Genomic DNA, 16,514 nt, shown 5'->3' with positions numbered 1-16,514 from the left:
GGCATCCCCCTCCGGTGGACCGTCCCCCGAGGAAAGACCATCGCCTCGCACCGGCAGGGGCCGGTTCCCCTCCCGCGGCCGGCGTGGACGCAGTCTGGCAGCTCGCGTGGGCCCGAGGGAGCTCGCAGGACCCCGCCCCTGGAAGTCGACCGGTGCAGCCCGCGGCTCGACACCGCGGTCACCTCCTCCTCCGCCGCACGACCCACTCGCGCGGCCTCCCGGAGGTGGGCTCCGAGCCCCTGCGCTCCAGGAACGCCGTGGTGCGCGCCGGACACCGGTCCACCGTTGCGCACGGTCGACGTGCGTCCACGATGACGTCGACCCGGCCTGGCGGCGAGCACCCCCGTGGTCAGGCCTCGAGGATGCGGAGCCCGGTGTCGGCGGACCAGGTGATGGACCACCCCGGTGTGACGAGGGTCCACAGCGACGAGGAGGAGTGCCACGTCGCCACGACCTGCTGTGGATCGCGACGCAGTTGCTCGCCCACCACGGCGAGCAGGGAGGAGAGGGGTAACGGACTCCCCCCGTCCGGTGACGACGTGTCGGAGAAGAGAGCCACCGTCGTCCGGTCGGGGTCCTCGCGTGGTCGCCAGAGGATCGCCGCGGAGCCTCCGGCGTGAGCCACCGCCACCAACGCGTGCACCATGACAGCGGCCCTGCGCGGGTCGGCCGCCGGCGCCGACCCGTCACTGCACTCTGCCCCCAACTCGACCCACCAGATAGGCAGGTCGGTGCGGGCCCTGACCCATTCGGTCACGATCGAGAGCTTTCCCGTGGCCAGGAAGTCGTCGGTGATGAGTCCCTGGTCGTGGGTGTGTGTCCCACCGTCCAGCGCGACGAAGTCGGCTCCCGCCGCATGCCGGAGCCAGTACTGGATGACGTCGAGGGATCGCTGGTCGACTGTTCCCCACGGCCCCTCGAGCGCCGACCGGTGACCTCCGGCCCACTCGGAGGCCCATGAGTCGACGATGACGTACGGCCCCCCGACGAGCGCGTCCGGCCGCACCTCTTTGACGGCTGTGTACACACGGTTGTAGAGGTCGGTGTACGCAGCGACGTCCCAGTCGTTCGCCGCTCTGTCGTAGAACCCCTTCAACTCGTTCCAGACCACGAACCGGTGGACGTGCGGATAGCGCTGGGCGGCCACCTGTGCCAGCCTCGCGAAGTCGTCGAAGTGTTCAGGCCTCGGAGCCTCCTCGATACGGCTCCAGTCCGTGCTCCCGGCCGGCCCGCCCTTCATCCAGTCGGGTGCGCAACACAGGGTCAGGACCGGTTCCGCGCCAGTCCGCGTGATCAACTCCATCCGCCGATCAAGACTCGCGAAGTCGTAGTGACCCGGGGATGGTTCCGGGTTCAGTGCGCCCCAGCCCATGAGGTGCTGGTTCTGCACCGGGGCGACGTCCCGGAGCACGTCGAGTGCCCTGCCCGCAGCCCGTGCCGGAGTGGACGAGTCCACCGAGTACTGGGTGTGGGTCACGCCTACCGTGAGCCCCGGCACGGGGGGTCGCGGAGAGCTCAACACACCCGCCGGCCAGCCCCCGATGGCCGTGAGCAACAGGCACACCGACGCCATCCAGAAGGACAGTCCCTGGTTCAGCGGCCGTGGGCCCACGTACCTCATCGGGCGTCCGTGTCGTCTTCCGAGGGCCTCGGCCCGAGCTGGAGCCGACTCGAGCTCGCGATCCGCCGCACGGGGACCTGGGGCGACGACGGGGCGGTCGCCGGACGGCGGTGGCGACACCGCCTCGGGATCCTCCTGCTGGTGCATCCACGCTCCTCGATCAAGTGCACGTCGACCCAGCGCGACCGCGGATGCCCGTGCGCGCCCTCCGTCGCTCGGGACTGACGATAGGTCCGCTCGCCTCCGGTCGAGGAAGCTCGCTGCACGCACCTGGCAGCAGGGCTCGCTGCCCCGTGGCGGTGGCTCTCCGGTCGAGCCAACCCGCCGATCCCGTCGGCGTCGTCGGTCGAACGCCTCCCCGGACGACCGCTCCGCCCAGCGGTACCGCGACCGGATCCGGCACCGCAGCTCCCGGCGGGGTGAAGCGGCTGGGATCGGCGACCCGAGGGCACACCCCGGACGCCCGCTCCTTGCCGACGCCACGTCTCCCGTGGTCTGCTCCCCGGCGTCCGACCACTTCCCGTGCGGAGCGAGATGGCTGAGCCCCTACGGCTGACCGTGATCATCTGCGCCTACACGCTCGAGCGCTGGCCCGATGTCCGTGCCGCGGTCGAGAGCGTGCAACGGCAGTCGCGGCCACCGGACGAGGTCATCCTCGTCAGTGACCACAACGAGGACCTGCTCGTCCGAGCACGGGCCGCCTTCCCCTCCGTCACGTGCCTGCCCAGCACCGGGCCACAGGGGTTGTCAGGAGCCCGGACCACGGGAGTGGACGCGGCCACCGGAGACGTGGTGGCCTTCCTGGACGACGACGCCGCCGCTGACTCCGACTGGGCAGCGCGGCTCCTCGAGGCCTACGTCGACCCCTCGGTCCTCGGGGTCGGTGGCGCGGTGGTCCCTGCCTGGCGTGCGCCTCGGCCTGCGTGGTTCCCCGAGGAGTTCCTCTGGGTCGTGGGCTGCAGCTACGAGGGCCAGCCCCGCACCCGCGCTGAGGTGCGCAACCCGATCGGTGCCAACATGAGCTTTCGACGGGAGGTGTTCGCCGTTGCGGGCGGCTTCGACAGCAGCGTCGGCCGACTGGGCAAGGACACGGCCGGTTGCGAGGAGACCGAGTTCTCCATCCGGGTCCGCCGCACCCATCCCCACAGCTGCATCCTGATCGAGCCGTCGGCGATCTGCCGTCACACCGTGACGGCAGACCGGGTCACCCGTCGGTACTTCCGACGCCGGTGCCGGGGCGAAGGCCGGTCGAAGGCAGTGGTGAGCCGCCTCGCCCGCGGTGGTCCGGCGCTGACGGCGGAGCGGACCTACGTCCGGCGGACCCTGCCGGCCGGCGTCCTGCGGGGCCTCCGGGACCTCCGTCGTGGCGACCGAGCCGGCGCGGCCCGATCATGGGCGATCGTGGAAGGCACCGTGCTGACGGCCGGCAGCTACGTGATCACCAGGGTCCGGCTGGCCGGCTCCGGGCGCGGGAGGTCCTGACGGCCCACGACGTCGCGGCGCCCCTCCGGCATCGTGGAGCTCCCACCCCACGGTGCACGGATCCTGGTCCCCCACCCTGCACCGTGGCGCTCAGCGAGTGGTGGTCGACGCGTGCCCGTTCTGCCGGGCGGCCAGCCGCTCGCGCTGCGGGACGACGGTGTACTTCGGGTCCCGGGCGCTGGCCATGCCGGCCTCGAAGACGCCGAAGCGGGTGAGCAGCGAGCCCGCCGCCAGCAGCGCCCCGGCCACCACCGCGCCGGCCCGCCGCCGCCCGGCGACGACGGTCACCGCCGCCCCGGCGGCCGTGCACGCCTTCGCCGCGCGCAGCAGCGTCCCCGGCCGGCCCTCGTGGAAGGGCTCGCTGACGATGCCGTGCCCGTTCTCCACCCGGTGCACCACCGCGAGCTCGATCGCCGCACCGGTGACCGCCATCTTGCGGGACGGGCCGGCCTCGGCCACGGGGGTGAACGCCATGGTGATCCCGCCACCCGCGGCCATCGCCGACCCGCCGAAGACGAACGGCAGCTCGCGGTGCGGTGCGTGCCACGACGGCACCGCGGTGTTGGCCAGCAGCACCCCGGTGTAGGTGGCGAGCGGCCCGCCGAAGAGCGCGGCCACCGCGCCGCCGAACCGCTTGAGCCGCGGGAACCAGCCGAGGAGCTCCACCGCGGCCGTCGCCCCGGCCGCGGCGCTGAACGGCGCCAGGATGTAGGAGCCGATCGACAGCGGTGAGGTCGGCTTGATCACCCGCAGCATGTGCAGGAACCGCTCGGGCCGGCCGAGGTCGTGGATGAGGAACACGACCGACAGGATCGACCCGCCCCCGGCGGTCAGCCGCGACACCCGCGTCAGCGCCGGCCGGCCGCTCACGTCCGCCAGCGCGCCGAGGATGGCCGACGAGCCCGCCGCGCCCCCGAGGAAGAGGTACAGCGGCACGTCGGGGCTCTTCCAGACCGGCGGCTTGATGATCGGCCGGCCGTAGTAGGACGTGAACTCGACGTCCTCCACCATCGGGACCTCGCCGCCGCGCCCCTTGCGGCCGCCCCGCCGCCCGCCCTTCCGGCGGCGGCCCGCGCCGTTGGAGTACGCCCGTACGCCGTCGCCGGCGACGTCGGAACCCCCGGCCCGCCGCCAGCCCGCACCCGGTGTCGTGATGCCCTCGGTCACGCCGGTCACCGCCTCCGCGAGCCGAGGACGGCCGACAGCGCCACCCCGACCATCATCGCGGCGGCCGCGGCCGCCGAGCGCCACATGGCCGGCAGGTCCCGGGTGGTCACGATCGGGTCCGGCGGCAGGCCGTAGACCTCCGGCTCGTCGAGCAGCAGGAAGAACGCCCCGTTGCCGCCGACACCGTCGTCCTCGTCGCGGCCGTAGAGGCGTGCGGTCTCCACGCCCTGCCGCTTGAGCGTCTCCAGGCGCGCGTCGGCGCGGGCCTGCAGCTCGTCGAGGTTGCCGAACTGGATCGACTGCGTCGGGCACGCGGTCGCGCAGGCCGGCTGCAGGCCGTCGGTGAGCCGGTCGTAGCACATCGTGCACTTGAAGACCCGGCCGTCGTCCTTGCGCTGGTTGATGACCCCGTACGGGCAGGACGGCACGCAGTAGCCGCAGCCGTTGCAGATGTCGCCCTGGACGACGACCGTGCCGAACTCCGTGCGGAACAGGGCGCCGGTCGGGCAGACGTCGAGGCAGCCGGCGTGCGTGCAGTGCTTGCAGACGTCCGAGGCCATCAGCCAGCGGATCTCCCGGTCACCGGACTGCGACGTCTGCGGGTCGTACTCGCTGAGCGCCTCGGCGTTGAGCACGCTGGTCTGCGCGGTGACGACGCTGTCGCCGGGCTCGGCCTCGTCCGGGGCGTCGACGATCCCGTCGCGGCGGCTCGCGGCGGCGTCCGGCGGCGGTCCGACGCTCGGCATCGGCAGGTCCACGGTGCGCACCTGCTCGATGAACGCCACGTGCCGCCAGGTGTTGGCGCCGAGCTGGCCGGTGTTGTCGTAGGACATGCCCGACAGGCCGAGGGTGTCCCGGGTGCCGTAGGAGTCGTCCATCGGCAGCGTGTTCCACTCCTTGCACGCCACCTCGCAGGCCTTGCAGCCGATGCACACCGAGGTGTCGGTGAAGAAGCCGACCCGCGCCGGGTGGTCCTCCTGGTACCCCGCCTCGGCCGCCACGTCGGGCAACGGCCCGAACAGCCGGTTCTGCGGGTCCTTGCCCGTGAAGGCCGGGCTCGCCGAGCTCACCGTCGTCATCAGGTCCCCTCCACGGCCACGCGGCCGCCGACCGGCATCCGGCCCGAGGCGATCCCCGCCCGGCTCCGGTACTCCTCCAGGAGCTCGGTGAGCTCCGGTCCCCGCGGCCGCCGGCCCGGCCGGATGTCGACCGTCGAGGCCTTGCTCTCCTGGATGTGGGTGTTGGGGTCCATCACCACCGGCAGCAGGTCGTTGGCCGAGTCGCCGGTCGAGATGCCGACCTCGCCCCAGTGGTACGGGGCGCCGATCTGGTGGACCACCTTCCCGCCGCGCGTGCGCAGCGGCCGGATCCGCTCGGTGACCAGCACGCGGGCCTCGATGGCCGCCCGCGGGCTGACCACGGTGGCCCAGCCGCCGTTCTCCAGACCCCGCTCGGCCGCGAGCTCGGGAGAGACCTCGACGAAGAACTCCGGCTGCAGCTCCGACAGGTAGGGCAGCGTCCGGCTCATCGCACCGGCGGTGTGGTGCTCGGTCAGCCGGTAGGTGGTCACCGAGTACGGGAAGACGTCGCCGCTGGACGGGGCCTCCCTGTTGTACGGCGCCTGGATGTGCTCCGTCGTCGGGTTGGCCTGCACCGCGTACAGCGCGTTCCCCACCGGGGACTCCGCCGGTTCGTAGTGCGTCGGCAGCGGTCCGTCGACGACGCCCTTCGGCGCGAACAGCCAGGCCTTGCCGTCGCTCTGCATGACGAACGGGTCCCGGCCCGACAGCGCCGCCTGCGCCTTCGCCCCCGGCGGTGGCACGTAGTCCGGCGGCTTGGTCGCCTCGAAGTCGACGGCGTCGCCGGTGCTCGCCCAGCGGCCTGCCTCGGCGTCCCACCACACGTACTTCTTGCGCTCGCTCCACGGCTTCCCGTCGGGGTCGGCCGAGGCGCGGTTGTAGAGGACGCGACGGTTGTAGGGCCACGACCAGCCCCACTCCGACGCCACCTGGCCCTGCTCGCGGCCCGGCCGCTTGCGCGCCGCCTGGTTGACCTCGTCGGCGTAGACGCCGGAGTAGATCCAGCAGCCCGAGGTCGTCGACCCGTCGTCCTTGAGGTCCAGGTAGCCCGACAGCGCCCGGCCGTCGGGGCCCACGCCGTTGATCTCGCGCAGCACGGCGTCGGCGCTGGGGTCCTGGGTCTCCCCGTGCAGCGGGTAGTCCCAGGTCAGGTCCAGCAGCGGGCGGTCGCGCGGGTCGGTGGAGTCCTTCAGCCGCTCCCGCAGGATGCGGCCGAGGTGGAAGTAGAACCACAGGTCGCTGCGGCAGTCACCCGGCGGCTCGATGGCCTTGAACCGCCACTGCAGCATCCGCTGGGTCTGGGTGAAGGTGCCGTCCTTCTCCACGTGCGACGCCGCCGGCATGAAGAAGACCTCGGTGGCGATCTGGTCGGTGACCAGCTCCCCGGTCTCGATCTCCGGCGCGGTCTGCCAGAAGCTCGCCGACTCGATCATCTGCAGGTCGCGGACCACCAGCCACTCGAGGTTGGCCAGTCCGAACCGCTGCATCCGGCCGTTGGCGTGCCCGACGGTGGGGTTCTCCCCGGCGAGGAAGTAGCCGGCGACCTTCCCCTCGATCATGTCGGCGACGGTGCGGTAGGAGCTGTGGTCGCCGGTGATCTTCGGGACGTAGTCGAAGCAGAAGTCGTTCTCCGGCGTCGCCGCGTCGCCCCACCAGGCCTTGAGCAGACTGACCGCGTAGGCGCGCTTGTTGCCCCAGAAGCCGCCGGTGCCGGCCGCGTCGGCGGTGTAGTCGTCGAGCGACTGGTGCTGCACCGCGTGCGGCATCGGCAGGTAGCCGGGCAGCAGGTTGTACAGCGTCGGGATGTCGGTGGAGCCCTGGATGCTGGCGTGACCGCGCAGCGCCAGGATCCCGCCGCCGGGACGGCCCATGTTGCCCAGTAGCGCCTGCAGGATCGAGGCGGTGCGGATGTACTGCGCGCCGACCGTGTGCTGCGTCCACCCCACGGAGTAGACGAACGCCGTCGTCCGCTCCCGGCCGCTGTTGGCGGTGATCCACTCGGCGACCTTGAGGAACGCCTCGGGCTCGACGCCGCAGACCTCGGCGACCATCTCCGGGGTGTAGCGGGCGAAGTGCCGCTTGAGGACCTGGAAGACGCAGCGCGGGTGCTGCAGCGTCTCGTCGCGCTTGGCCCGGCCGTGCAGCGGCGGGCCGCCGGAGCCGGAGGCGTGCGCCTGGTCGGAGTCCTTGACCGACTCGTGCTGGGACAGCCGCTCCTGCTCGGCCGCGCCGGCCGGGTCGTCCTCGGCGACGCCGCCGCCCGGGGTGTCCTCGACCTCGTACTGCCAGCTGGCCTGGTCGTACTGCTTGCTGTCGGGGTCCCAGCCGGAGAACAGGCCGTCGAGGTCCTCGGCGTCCTGGAACTCCTCGCGGATGATCGAGGACGCGTTGGTGTAGGCGACGACGTAGTCGCGGAAGAACAGGTCGTTGCTCAGCACGTGGTTGACCAGCGCGCCGAGGAAGACGATGTCGCTGCCGGCGCGCAGCGGCACGTGCAGGTCGGCGATCGCGCTGGTCCGGGTGAAGCGCGGGTCGACGTGGACGACCTTCGCGCCGCGGGCCTTGGCCTCGGTCACCCACTGGAAGGCGACCGGGTGGCACTCGGCCATGTTCGAACCCTCGATGACGATGCAGTCGGAGTTCATCAGGTCCTGCTGGGGGTTCGTGGCACCGCCACGACCGAACGAGGCACCCAGACCGGGCACCGTGGCGGAGTGCTATATGCGGGCCTGGTTCTCGATCTGGATCGCGCCCATGGCGCTGTAGAGCTTCTTCATGAGGTAGTTCTCCTCGTTGTCGAGGGCTGCCCCTCCGAGGCTCGCTATCCCCATGGTGCGGTTGACCCGCTTGCCGTCGCACTCGTCCTGCCAGTAGCGGCGGCGCGCGTCCAGGACGCGGTCGGCGATCATCTCCATCGCCGTGTCGAGGTCGAGGTCCTCCCACTCCGTGCCGTACGGCCGGCGGTAGCGGACCTTCGTGACCCGGGTCGGGCTGGTCACCAGCGACTTGCTCGCGCTGCCCTTCGGGCACAGCCGCCCGCGGTTGACCGGCGAGTCGGGGTCACCCTCGATCTGGACGACCCGCTCGTCCTTCACGTACACCCGTTGCGCGCAGCCCACCGAGCAGTACGGGCAGACGCTCTGCACGACGCGGTCGGCGGTGGCGGTCCGGGCCACCACCGACTCCGTGTCCTTGCTGCGCGCGGCACGGCCGCGACCGAGGGGGTCGGGGCCGGTCAGCTGCCGGAACACCGGCCAGGCGTCGAGCCAGGTCTTCACCCCGTGGACTCTGCCACTCCGGGCACGATCCGGCGCGCGGACGGGACCGGGCGGTGCCGGACGGCGTCGTCCGGAGCCCGCACCGGGGTCCCCTCAGCCGGCGAGGTGCTCCCGGGCGAGCCGCTCCGGCGCCCGGGCCAGCCAGGCCTCGGTGACCAGCTCGGCGAGCTCGTCGACGCCGATCGCGTCGAGCCGGACGAGGACGGCGGCGTACCCGTCGAAGTGCGGCGTCGTCAGGTAGACGGCCGGGTCGTCGGCGACCAGGGCGTGCTTGACCCCCTCGTCGGCCACGGCGGCGCCGAGCACGGGCCCGTGCGGCGCGGCCTCCCCCAGCAGCTCGAGGTCGGCGCGGCGCAGCGGGCGCTCCCACACGAAGGCGCGGTCGCGCACCTTCCACGCCGGGGAGCCGTAGGAGGTGCCCTCGGTGGCGCCGGGCAGGGCGAGGGCCAGGCGCCGCACGTCCGCCCAGGTGGCCACGGCGGCACGCTAGCGCCGGACGCCGCCCGGCGGGGGGCTCGGCCCCGCGGGGGCCTCAGGACGACGGGGCCGTGGGACGGCGGGCGCGCGGCGGCAGCGCGACGCCGCACGCGGCCAGCCGCTCGCGCAGCCGGGCGGCCTCCTGGCGGCGCTGCTCGGCGCGGCGCCGCAGCACCGCGCCCTGCCGGGGCTCGGCCCGCGCGGCCCTGAGCTCCAGCACGGCGGCGGTCTCCAGGTGCAGCGCCATGCGCCGCAGCTCCCCCGACAGCTCGGTCCCCGACAACCCCGGGTCTGCTCCCGCTGAGGCCATGGCAGCGATGGTGGGACCAGTCGGTGCGCCCCGCACCCCGGGACGGGAGGGCGGACGGCCACCGGACCGCGCGGGAGAGGGCCGGGGACGTCGGTCCCCGGGTCGATACTGGCCCGGTGGCGAACCCGGAGCTGCACTGGCTCGGCCACTCGACCGTCCGCGTCGAGCTGGCCGGCAGCACCGTGCTCACCGACCCGGTGCTCACCGCGCGCGTCGGTCCGCTGCGCCGGGTGGTCCCGCCGCTGCCCGCCGCCACCTGGGCCGGTGTCGACCTGGTGCTGGTCAGCCACCTGCACGCCGACCACCTGCACCTGCCCTCGCTGCGGCTGCTCGGCCGCTCCGTGCGGGTCGTGGTGCCCCGCGGCGCGGGGCGGTGGCTGCGCTCGCGCGGCTTCCCGTGGGTCGACGAGCTGGCGGCCGGCGAGACGCTCACCCACCGCGGGCTGCGGGTCACCGCCGTCCCCGCCCGGCACAGCGGCCACCGCTGGGGCCCGCGGCTGACCCACGGTCCCGACACCGCCGCGGTGGGGCACCTGCTGGAGGGCGAGGGCAGCACCGTCTACGCGTGCGGCGACACCGACCTCTTCGACGGCATGGCCCGGATCGGCCGGCGCGAGGTCGACGTCGCGCTCGTCCCGGTGTGGGGCTGGGGCCCGACGCTGGGTCCCGGGCACCTCGACCCGCGGCGCGCGGCCGAGGCGGTGGCGCGGGTGCGCCCGCGGGTGGCCGTCCCCGTGCACTGGGGCACCCTCGCCGTCCCCGGCGGGACGACGCTGCCCGGGCTGGCCCGGCGCTACCGGCGGCTGCTGGTCGAGCCGCCGCGCGCGTTCGCCGCCGCGGTCGCCGCCCGGGGCCTGCGCACCGCCGTCGCCCACACCGAGCCCGGCGATCCGGTGGTGCTGCCCGCTCCCTCGGCGGGTGCGGCGTGAGCGCCGCGACGCTGGCCTCCGGCTGGACCGACGGCTCGTCGCTGGGCTACCCGGTGGTCCTCGGCGGCGTGCTGCTCGGCTCGATCGTGCCGGTCGTGCCCACCGGGGCGGTGGTCGGCGCGGCCGCGGCCCTGGCCACCAGCTCCGGCCGGCTCGACCTCACCCTGGTCCTGCTGCTGTCCACGCTGGGCGCGTGGGTCGGCGACGTCGTCACCTTCGCCGTCTGCCGCTCCGGCGGTCCCGCCGCCGTGCGCTGGGTGTCCCGCGGCCAGCACGCCGACCGCGTCGAGGAGGTGCGCGAGCAGTTCCGGGCGCACGGCTGGCAGATCGTCGTCGTCGGCCGGCTGCTGCCCGCCGGGCGCATCCCGGTGCTGCTCGCCGCCGGGGCGCTGGCCTACCCGTGGCGGCGGCTGCTGCCGGCGTCGCTGCTGGCCGCCGCGCTGTGGGCGGTGGCCTACGCCACGCTCGGCGTCGTCAGCGGCGGGGTGTTCGACAACCCGCTGGTGGCCATGCTCGTGGCCACCGTGCTGGTGCTGCTGGCCGGCGGGGTGCTCAACCTGGTCGGCGGGCACCGCCGGCGGCACCCGGCCCCCGAGCCGAAGGACGAGTCCGCCCCGACCCCCTGCGGCCCCGCGTGAGCCGGCCCGCGGCGACCGCCCGCGGCCGGGTGCTCGGCCGCGGGCGGACGACGGCCCGCGTGCTGGTGACCTGGCTGCTGACCACCCTGGCCCTCGTCGTCCTCGACCGCTGGCTCGACGGCTTCGCGATGGGCGGGTGGTGGCAGCCGCCGCTGGCCGCGCTGCTGCTCGGCCTGCTCTCCGGCGTGGTCTGGCCGCTGGTGATGCGGGTGGCCCTGCCGATCGCGCTGTTCACCATGGGGCTGGGCAGCTTCCTGCTGCTGGGTGCGGCGGTGCTCGGCGTCTCCTTCGCCGTCCCGGGCGTCGTGGTGGCCGACCTGCGCACCGGCGTGCTGGTCGTGGTCGCCATGGCCGTGGTCACCGCGGCGGTGAGCAGCGCGCTGGCCGTCGACGAGGACGAGTTGTTCTTCCGCCGCGCCCGCCGCCGCGCCCCGAGCGCCGGGGCCCTGCAGCCCTGCCCGCCCGGGGTGCTCTTCCTGCAGATCGACGGCCTGGGTGCCGACGTCGCCCGCCGCGCCGTCCGCGACGGGTCGATGCCGACGCTGGCCGCCTGGCTGCGCTCGGGCAGCCACGCGCTGACCTCCTGGCACACCGACTGGAGCTCGCAGACCGGTGCGGCGGTGTGCGGCATCCTGCACGGCTCCAACCACGACGTCCCGGGGTTCCGGTACTACGAGAAGGACCGCGACCACGTCGTGCAGGTGTCGCACCCGGCCGACGCCGCCGAGGTCGAGCGCCGGCACTCCGACGGCCGCGGGCTGCTGGCCGGCGGCGGGGCCAGCCGCGGCAACCTCTTCAGCGGCGACGCCCCGCACGTGAGCCTGACGATGAGCTCGCTGCCGCTGGTCACCACGCGGCGGGCCGACCGGCGGCGTGAGCGCGTGGGCGCCGGGTACTACGCCTACTTCGCCAACCCGGTCAACGCCGTCCGCACGCTGGGCACCTCGCTGGCCGACGTCTACCGCGAGCTGGTCGCCGCCGCCCGGCAGCGGCGCGCCGACGTCCGCCCGCGGGTGAGCCGGGGTGGGCTGTACCCGCTGGCCCGGCCGGGGACGACGGTCATCGCCCGGGACGTGGTGGTGGCCGCGATCCTCGAGGACATGCTCGCCGGGCGGCCGGTCGTCTACGCCGACTTCCTCGGCTACGACGAGGTCGCCCACCACTCCGGCGTCGAGCGCTTCGACACCCTCGAGGTGCTGCGCAGCATCGACCAGCAGATCGGCCGGCTGGCGCGGGCCGGCGCCCTGGCGCCGCGGCCCTACCACCTGGTGCTGCTCTCCGACCACGGCCAGACGCAGGGCGAGGCGTTCGCGCAGCGCTTCGGGGAGACGATCGAGGCCCTCGTCGGACGGTGCTGCGGCGGTGCGCCGGCCGCGGGCCTGCGCGGGCCCGAGCCCCGGGACAGCCGCCGCCCCGCCGAGGGCTGGCAGGTCGCCTCCGCCCTCGCCGAGGCGGCGTCCGGGCCGGGCGTGATCGCGCGCCGGCTGCGCGAGCGGGTCGAGACGGCCGGGGCCGCGGAGCACCGGCACCGCACGCCGTCGGGCGCGCCCGGGCACGTCGCCCGGGTGGCGCCGGGCGTGGTGGCCGTCGTCTCCGGGCACACGGCGGGCGTCTCCTTCCCCGACCTGCCCGGCCGGGTGCCGCTGGAGGAGATCGAGCACCACTGGCCCGAGCTGCTGCCGGCGCTGGTCGACCACCCGGGCGTCGGCTTCCTGCTCGTGCACTCCGAGCGGCACGGCCCGGTCGTGCTCGGCCGTGACGGGCTGCACCGGCTGGCCAGCGGCGAGGTGCTCGGCGACGACCCGCTGCGGCCCTACGGCCGGCACGCCCCGGCGCTGGTGGCCCGGGTGTCGGCCTTCCCGCACTGCCCCGACGTCATGGTCAACAGCCGCTACGACCCGGACACCGACGAGGCGAGCCCGTTCGAGCCGCACGTCGGCTCGCACGGCGGGCTCGGCGGCCCGCAGCAGCACGGGTTCCTCGCCCACCCGCGGGTGCTCGGCGCACCCGGTGAGATCGTGGGCGCCGAGCACCTGCACCGGGTGCTGCGCGGCTGGCTCACCGAGCTCGGCCACCCCGAGCCCGACGGCGCCGGTGCCGCCGTCGGCCCCGACAGCCCGACCGCCCTGCGGGAGCGCGCCCGGGTGACGGCGGGCGTGCGCGAACGTCCGGTTCCGCACACGTGAACAGCGGCCCGTGGCCGTGGCGCCACCCCCGCGACGTCCCGGATCGTGGGGGGATGCGACCCGACGCCCGCGCCTGGTTCTCCGGCCGCACGTCCACCGTCCGGTCGACGGCCGACGTCGACGTCGACGGCCTGCTGCGCGCCAAGCGGCGCGGCGGGCACCGGGTGTCGGTCGTGCTGCCGGCGCGGGACGAGGAGGCCACGGTGGGCCGGCTGGCCGGCGGGCTGGTGGAGTGCTGGGTGCGGCGGGTGCCGCTGGTCGACGAGGTGCTCGTCGTCGACTCCGACTCCACCGACCGCACCGCCGAGGTGGCCCGCGCCGCCGGTGCCGACGTGGTGGCCGCCGCCGACGTGCTGCCGGCGTGCGGCAGCCGGCCGGGCAAGGGCGAGGCGCTGTGGAAGTCGCTGGCCGCGACCACCGGCGACCTGCTGGTCTTCCTCGACGCCGACCTGCTCGGCGACGTCACCCACTACGTGCCCGGGCTGCTGGCGCCGCTGCTCACCGACCCGCAGGTCGGCTACGTCAAGGGCTGCTACACCCGGCCGCTGGAGCTGGCCGGGCACAGCTCCGCCGCCGGCGGGGGGCGGGTCACCGAGCTGACCGCCCGCCCGCTGCTCAACGCGCTGTGGCCGGAGCTCGCCGGGTTCGTGCAGCCGCTGGGCGGTGAGTACGCCGGCCGCCGGTCGGCGCTGGAGCGGGTGCCGTTCCTGTCCGGCTACGGCGTCGAGGTGGGCCTGCTGGTCGACCTGCTCGGCCTGCTCGGGCTCGGCGGGCTGGCGCAGGTCGACCTCGGGGTCCGCCGGCACACCTCGCAGGACCAGGAGGCCCTCGGCCGGATGGCCGGGCAGGTGGTGTCGGCGGTGCTCTCCCGCGGCCCGGCCGCCCGGGTGGACACCGGCGGGCTGCTCACCCAGTTCCGCAGCGACGGCGCCGGGTTCGTCCCGGTGAGCACCCCGGTGGCGGTCGACGAGCGCCCGCCGATGGTCACCGTGCCGGGGTACCGCTCCGGCGAGGCGCGGCGGATCCCCTCCTGAGCACGGAGGCGGGAGCCCGACGGGGACTTCCGGCACACTGACGCGCCGGGGGGTCCCGTGCCGGTGGCAGGACCGGCGCCCGACCAGGGGAGCAGCGCGTGCGCCCTGACGTCCGCCCGGGGAGCCCGTCGTGAGGGTGCTGATGGACGCCGGCCCGTGGCTGCCGGTCCCGCCCGACGGCTACGGCGGCCTGGAGAACGTCGTCGCCACGCTGACCGCCGAGCTGCGGGCCCGCGGGCACACCGTCGTCCTGGCCGCGTCGGGGGACTCCCCGCTGGCCGCCGACGGGCTGGTGAGCGCCTTCCGGACCGGCCGCTTCGACGTCCTCGGCGCGCCCTACGCCGAGGTGGTGGGGATCGCGCACGCGCACGCGCTGGCGGTCGCCGAGGCGGCCACCGGGGGCGGCTTCGACCTGGTGCACACCCACCTCGAGGTGGTCGGCCCCGCCGTGCTCGGCGCGCTGGGCCCGGCCGCGCCGCCGGTGCTGCAGACCCTGCACTGGGACCTGCGCCGCAACGCCGACTTCTACGAGCGCTTCGACGGCCGCGGGCGGGTGTTCTTCGCCGGGGTGTCCGACAGCCAGGTCGCCCGCGGTCCCGAGCGGCTGCGGCGGCAGACCCTGGCGGCGATCCCGCTGGCGGTCCCCGTCGACGGCCCGCCGCCGCTGCCGCTCGGGCAGCGGGACGACGCCGTCCTCGTGCTCGCCCGCGTCTGCGCCCTCAAGGGCTCCGACACCGCGGTGCGGGCGGCCCGCGCGGCCGGGGTCCCGGTGGTGCTGGCCGGGCCGGTGGGGCCGCTGCCCGACCGCGCCGCCCTCGACGCCGCGCTCGCCACCCCGGGCCACCCGGCGCTGTCCCACCCCGACGTCGCCTGGTTCCTCGACGCCGTCGACCCGCTCCTCGACGGCGTGCACGCCCGCTGGGTGGGCGGCGTGAGCGGCGCGGCCAAGGCGGACCTGCTGCGCCGCGCCCGGGCGCTGCTGACCCCGATCCGGTGGGAGGAGCCGGGCGGCACGGCGGTGTGCGAGGCACTCGTCGCCGGGACGCCGGTGGTCGGCACCCCCCGCGGCTGCCTGCCCGCGCTGGTCGACGACGGCCGCACCGGCTTCCTCCGCGACGACGAGGCGGGCCTGGCCGCGGCGCTCACCCGGCTCGGCGAGATCGACCCGCGGGCCTGCGCCGAGGACGCGCGGCGCCGGTTCGCCCCGGCGGTGATGGCCGGCGCCTACGAGCGGGTCTACGCCGAGGTGCTGCGCCGCGCCCGGGTGCGCACCCTGCGCGGGCCGGGCGCGCCGCGGTCGCGCGTCCCCGCCCGCTGACGGGGCGGCTCAGCGCGGGAGGCGCACGGGGGCGCCGGTGCGGGCGGACTCGGCGACGGCGACGGCCACGTGGTGGGTGCGCAGCGCCTCGCGGTAGTCCACCAGCCCCTCGGCCCGGGTGCCGGTGACCAGCAGGTCGACGAACGCCCGGTCGACGGCGGTGCGCGCGTCCACCGCCGGCTCGGCGCGCTCGGTGCCGCCGGAGGTGGTCACCACCAGCGAGGTCTCGGTCAGTTCCACCGCGGCACCGGCGCAGGACAGCTCGACGCCGGCCCGGGTCCTCGCCGGCTGCGCGCACGCCGCGGTGAGCGTGCCGACCGCGCCGGACTCGAAGCGCAGCAGCGCGGCGGTCGCGTCGTCGACGGACCGCCCGGGCGCCGACGACGGCGCCGCGACCGCCTGCACCTCGGCCACCTCGCCGGCCAGCAGGCGGGCCAGGTCGAGCACGTGCGTGGCCTGCTCCACCACCTGCCCGCCCGAGCGCCGCGCGTCGGCCCACCAGGCCGGCGGGGGCACCGTGTCCAGCCAGGTCGCCGCGACCAGCCGCGGCGGGGCGGCCGCGCACACCTCGCGGGCGCGGGCGACGGTGTCGAGGTGACGCCAGTGGTAGCCGGTCGCCGTCGGCACCCCGGCCGCGGCGACGGCGGCGGCGACCTCCTCGGCCACGGCGGGCGCCGCGCCCAGCGGCTTCTCCACGAACAGCGGCAGGCCGGCGCGCACCGCCGCCAGCTCCAGCTCCCCGTGCGCGAACGGCGGCACGCACAGCCAGACGGCGTCCAGCCCCGACCCGAGCAGCCGGCCGACGTCGTCGACGGCCGGGACGCCGAGCGCGGCGGCCAGCTCCACGGCCGCGGCCGGGACGGCGTCGGCGACGCCCACGAGCTCGACGCCGTCCAGGCCGCGCAGCGTGCGCCCGTGGCGGGTCCCCACCCCGCCGGCCCCGACCAGACCCACCCGCAGGCTCATGGCGGGGAGCTGCCCAGGCCGGGCCGGGG

Annotated in this window: 14 protein-coding genes; 6 read left to right on the top strand and 8 right to left on the bottom strand. The window is 75.3% G+C overall.

The annotated features are described in order from the left end of the window. Nucleotides 1-349: 349 nt before the first annotated feature. Nucleotides 350-1,477 (bottom strand): GH39 family glycosyl hydrolase, encoded by a 1,128-nt coding sequence (locus tag BMZ33_RS07930; protein WP_136697229.1) that lies wholly within the window; start codon nucleotides 1,475-1,477, stop codon nucleotides 350-352. A 702-nt stretch (nucleotides 1,478-2,179) separates the two neighbouring features. Here BMZ33_RS07930 and BMZ33_RS07925 point away from each other — a divergent pair. Next, complete coding sequence (locus tag BMZ33_RS07925) at nucleotides 2,180-3,103, top strand: glycosyltransferase family 2 protein (protein ID WP_244524257.1); 924 nt, start codon at nucleotides 2,180-2,182, stop codon at nucleotides 3,101-3,103. A 90-nt stretch (nucleotides 3,104-3,193) separates the two neighbouring features. Here the strand turns inward: BMZ33_RS07925 and nrfD are convergent, their stop codons facing one another. The 6 genes from nrfD to BMZ33_RS07895 all read right to left on the bottom strand — a co-directional run bounded on the left by nrfD (nucleotide 3,194) and on the right by BMZ33_RS07895 (nucleotide 9,414). Next, nucleotides 3,194-4,270, bottom strand: a complete 1,077-nt coding sequence (gene nrfD / locus BMZ33_RS07920; protein WP_091109716.1) for an NrfD/PsrC family molybdoenzyme membrane anchor subunit — start codon at nucleotides 4,268-4,270, stop codon at nucleotides 3,194-3,196. Between the two features lie 5 nt (nucleotides 4,271-4,275). Beyond that, nucleotides 4,276-5,349 (bottom strand): 4Fe-4S dicluster domain-containing protein, encoded by a 1,074-nt coding sequence (locus tag BMZ33_RS07915; RefSeq protein ID WP_091109042.1) that lies wholly within the window; start codon nucleotides 5,347-5,349, stop codon nucleotides 4,276-4,278. After that, nucleotides 5,349-8,054, bottom strand: a complete 2,706-nt coding sequence (gene fdh / locus BMZ33_RS07910) for a formate dehydrogenase (protein ID WP_091109041.1) — start codon at nucleotides 8,052-8,054, stop codon at nucleotides 5,349-5,351. Before fdh ends, BMZ33_RS07915 begins: the two co-directional genes overlap by 1 nt. 12 nt (nucleotides 8,055-8,066) lie before the next feature. Then, nucleotides 8,067-8,627, bottom strand: coding sequence for a dehydrogenase (locus tag BMZ33_RS24785; RefSeq protein WP_091109040.1), 561 nt, complete (start codon nucleotides 8,625-8,627; stop codon nucleotides 8,067-8,069). Nucleotides 8,628-8,720: 93 nt separating this feature from the next. Next, nucleotides 8,721-9,104, bottom strand: a complete 384-nt coding sequence (locus BMZ33_RS07900) for an MmcQ/YjbR family DNA-binding protein (protein WP_091109039.1) — start codon at nucleotides 9,102-9,104, stop codon at nucleotides 8,721-8,723. Between the two features lie 55 nt (nucleotides 9,105-9,159). After that, nucleotides 9,160-9,414 carry a hypothetical protein gene (locus BMZ33_RS07895; protein WP_136697228.1) on the bottom strand — a complete coding sequence of 85 codons (255 nt, stop codon included), beginning with the start codon at nucleotides 9,412-9,414 and terminating at the stop codon, nucleotides 9,160-9,162. Nucleotides 9,415-9,530: 116 nt separating this feature from the next. Between BMZ33_RS07895 and BMZ33_RS07890 the strand changes: the two genes are divergently transcribed. The 5 genes from BMZ33_RS07890 (at nucleotide 9,531) to BMZ33_RS07870 (ending at nucleotide 15,519) form a co-directional block, all read left to right on the top strand. Continuing rightward, nucleotides 9,531-10,343 (top strand): MBL fold metallo-hydrolase, encoded by an 813-nt coding sequence (locus tag BMZ33_RS07890; RefSeq protein WP_091109037.1) that lies wholly within the window; start codon nucleotides 9,531-9,533, stop codon nucleotides 10,341-10,343. Next, nucleotides 10,340-10,981, top strand: a complete 642-nt coding sequence (locus BMZ33_RS07885; protein WP_091109036.1) for a DedA family protein — start codon at nucleotides 10,340-10,342, stop codon at nucleotides 10,979-10,981. The genes BMZ33_RS07890 and BMZ33_RS07885 overlap by 4 nt, the downstream gene beginning before the upstream one ends. Continuing rightward, nucleotides 10,978-13,167, top strand: coding sequence for a phage holin family protein (locus BMZ33_RS07880; protein ID WP_091109035.1), 2,190 nt, complete (start codon nucleotides 10,978-10,980; stop codon nucleotides 13,165-13,167). Before BMZ33_RS07885 ends, BMZ33_RS07880 begins: the two co-directional genes overlap by 4 nt. A gap of 53 nt (nucleotides 13,168-13,220) precedes the next feature. After that, on the top strand, nucleotides 13,221-14,201 hold the full coding sequence (locus BMZ33_RS07875) for a glucosyl-3-phosphoglycerate synthase (RefSeq protein ID WP_091109034.1): 981 nt from the start codon (nucleotides 13,221-13,223) through the stop codon (nucleotides 14,199-14,201). A gap of 130 nt (nucleotides 14,202-14,331) precedes the next feature. Continuing rightward, nucleotides 14,332-15,519 carry a glycosyltransferase gene (locus BMZ33_RS07870; protein ID WP_091109033.1) on the top strand — a complete coding sequence of 396 codons (1,188 nt, stop codon included), beginning with the start codon at nucleotides 14,332-14,334 and terminating at the stop codon, nucleotides 15,517-15,519. Between the two features lie 9 nt (nucleotides 15,520-15,528). Here BMZ33_RS07870 and BMZ33_RS07865 read toward each other — a convergent pair whose 3' ends face one another. After that, complete coding sequence (locus tag BMZ33_RS07865) at nucleotides 15,529-16,485, bottom strand: Gfo/Idh/MocA family protein (protein WP_091109032.1); 957 nt, start codon at nucleotides 16,483-16,485, stop codon at nucleotides 15,529-15,531. Nucleotides 16,486-16,514 lie beyond the last annotated feature (29 nt).

This window comes from Geodermatophilus dictyosporus, assembly GCF_900115505.1.
Lineage (GTDB): Bacteria > Actinomycetota > Actinomycetes > Mycobacteriales > Geodermatophilaceae > Geodermatophilus > Geodermatophilus dictyosporus.
This window is presented reverse-complemented; position numbering and strand designations above follow the sequence as displayed.

Excerpts from the sequence above, each read along its gene's own strand:
- BMZ33_RS07915 (WP_091109042.1), bottom strand. The coding sequence starts at position 5,349 with ATGACGACGGTGAGCTCGGCGAGCCCGGCCTTCACGGGCAAGGACCCG.
- BMZ33_RS07895 (WP_136697228.1), bottom strand. The coding sequence starts at position 9,414 with ATGGCCTCAGCGGGAGCAGACCCGGGGTTGTCGGGGACCGAGCTGTCG.
- BMZ33_RS07875 (WP_091109034.1), top strand. The coding sequence starts at position 13,221 with ATGCGACCCGACGCCCGCGCCTGGTTCTCCGGCCGCACGTCCACCGTC.
- BMZ33_RS07865 (WP_091109032.1), bottom strand. The coding sequence starts at position 16,485 with ATGAGCCTGCGGGTGGGTCTGGTCGGGGCCGGCGGGGTGGGGACCCGC.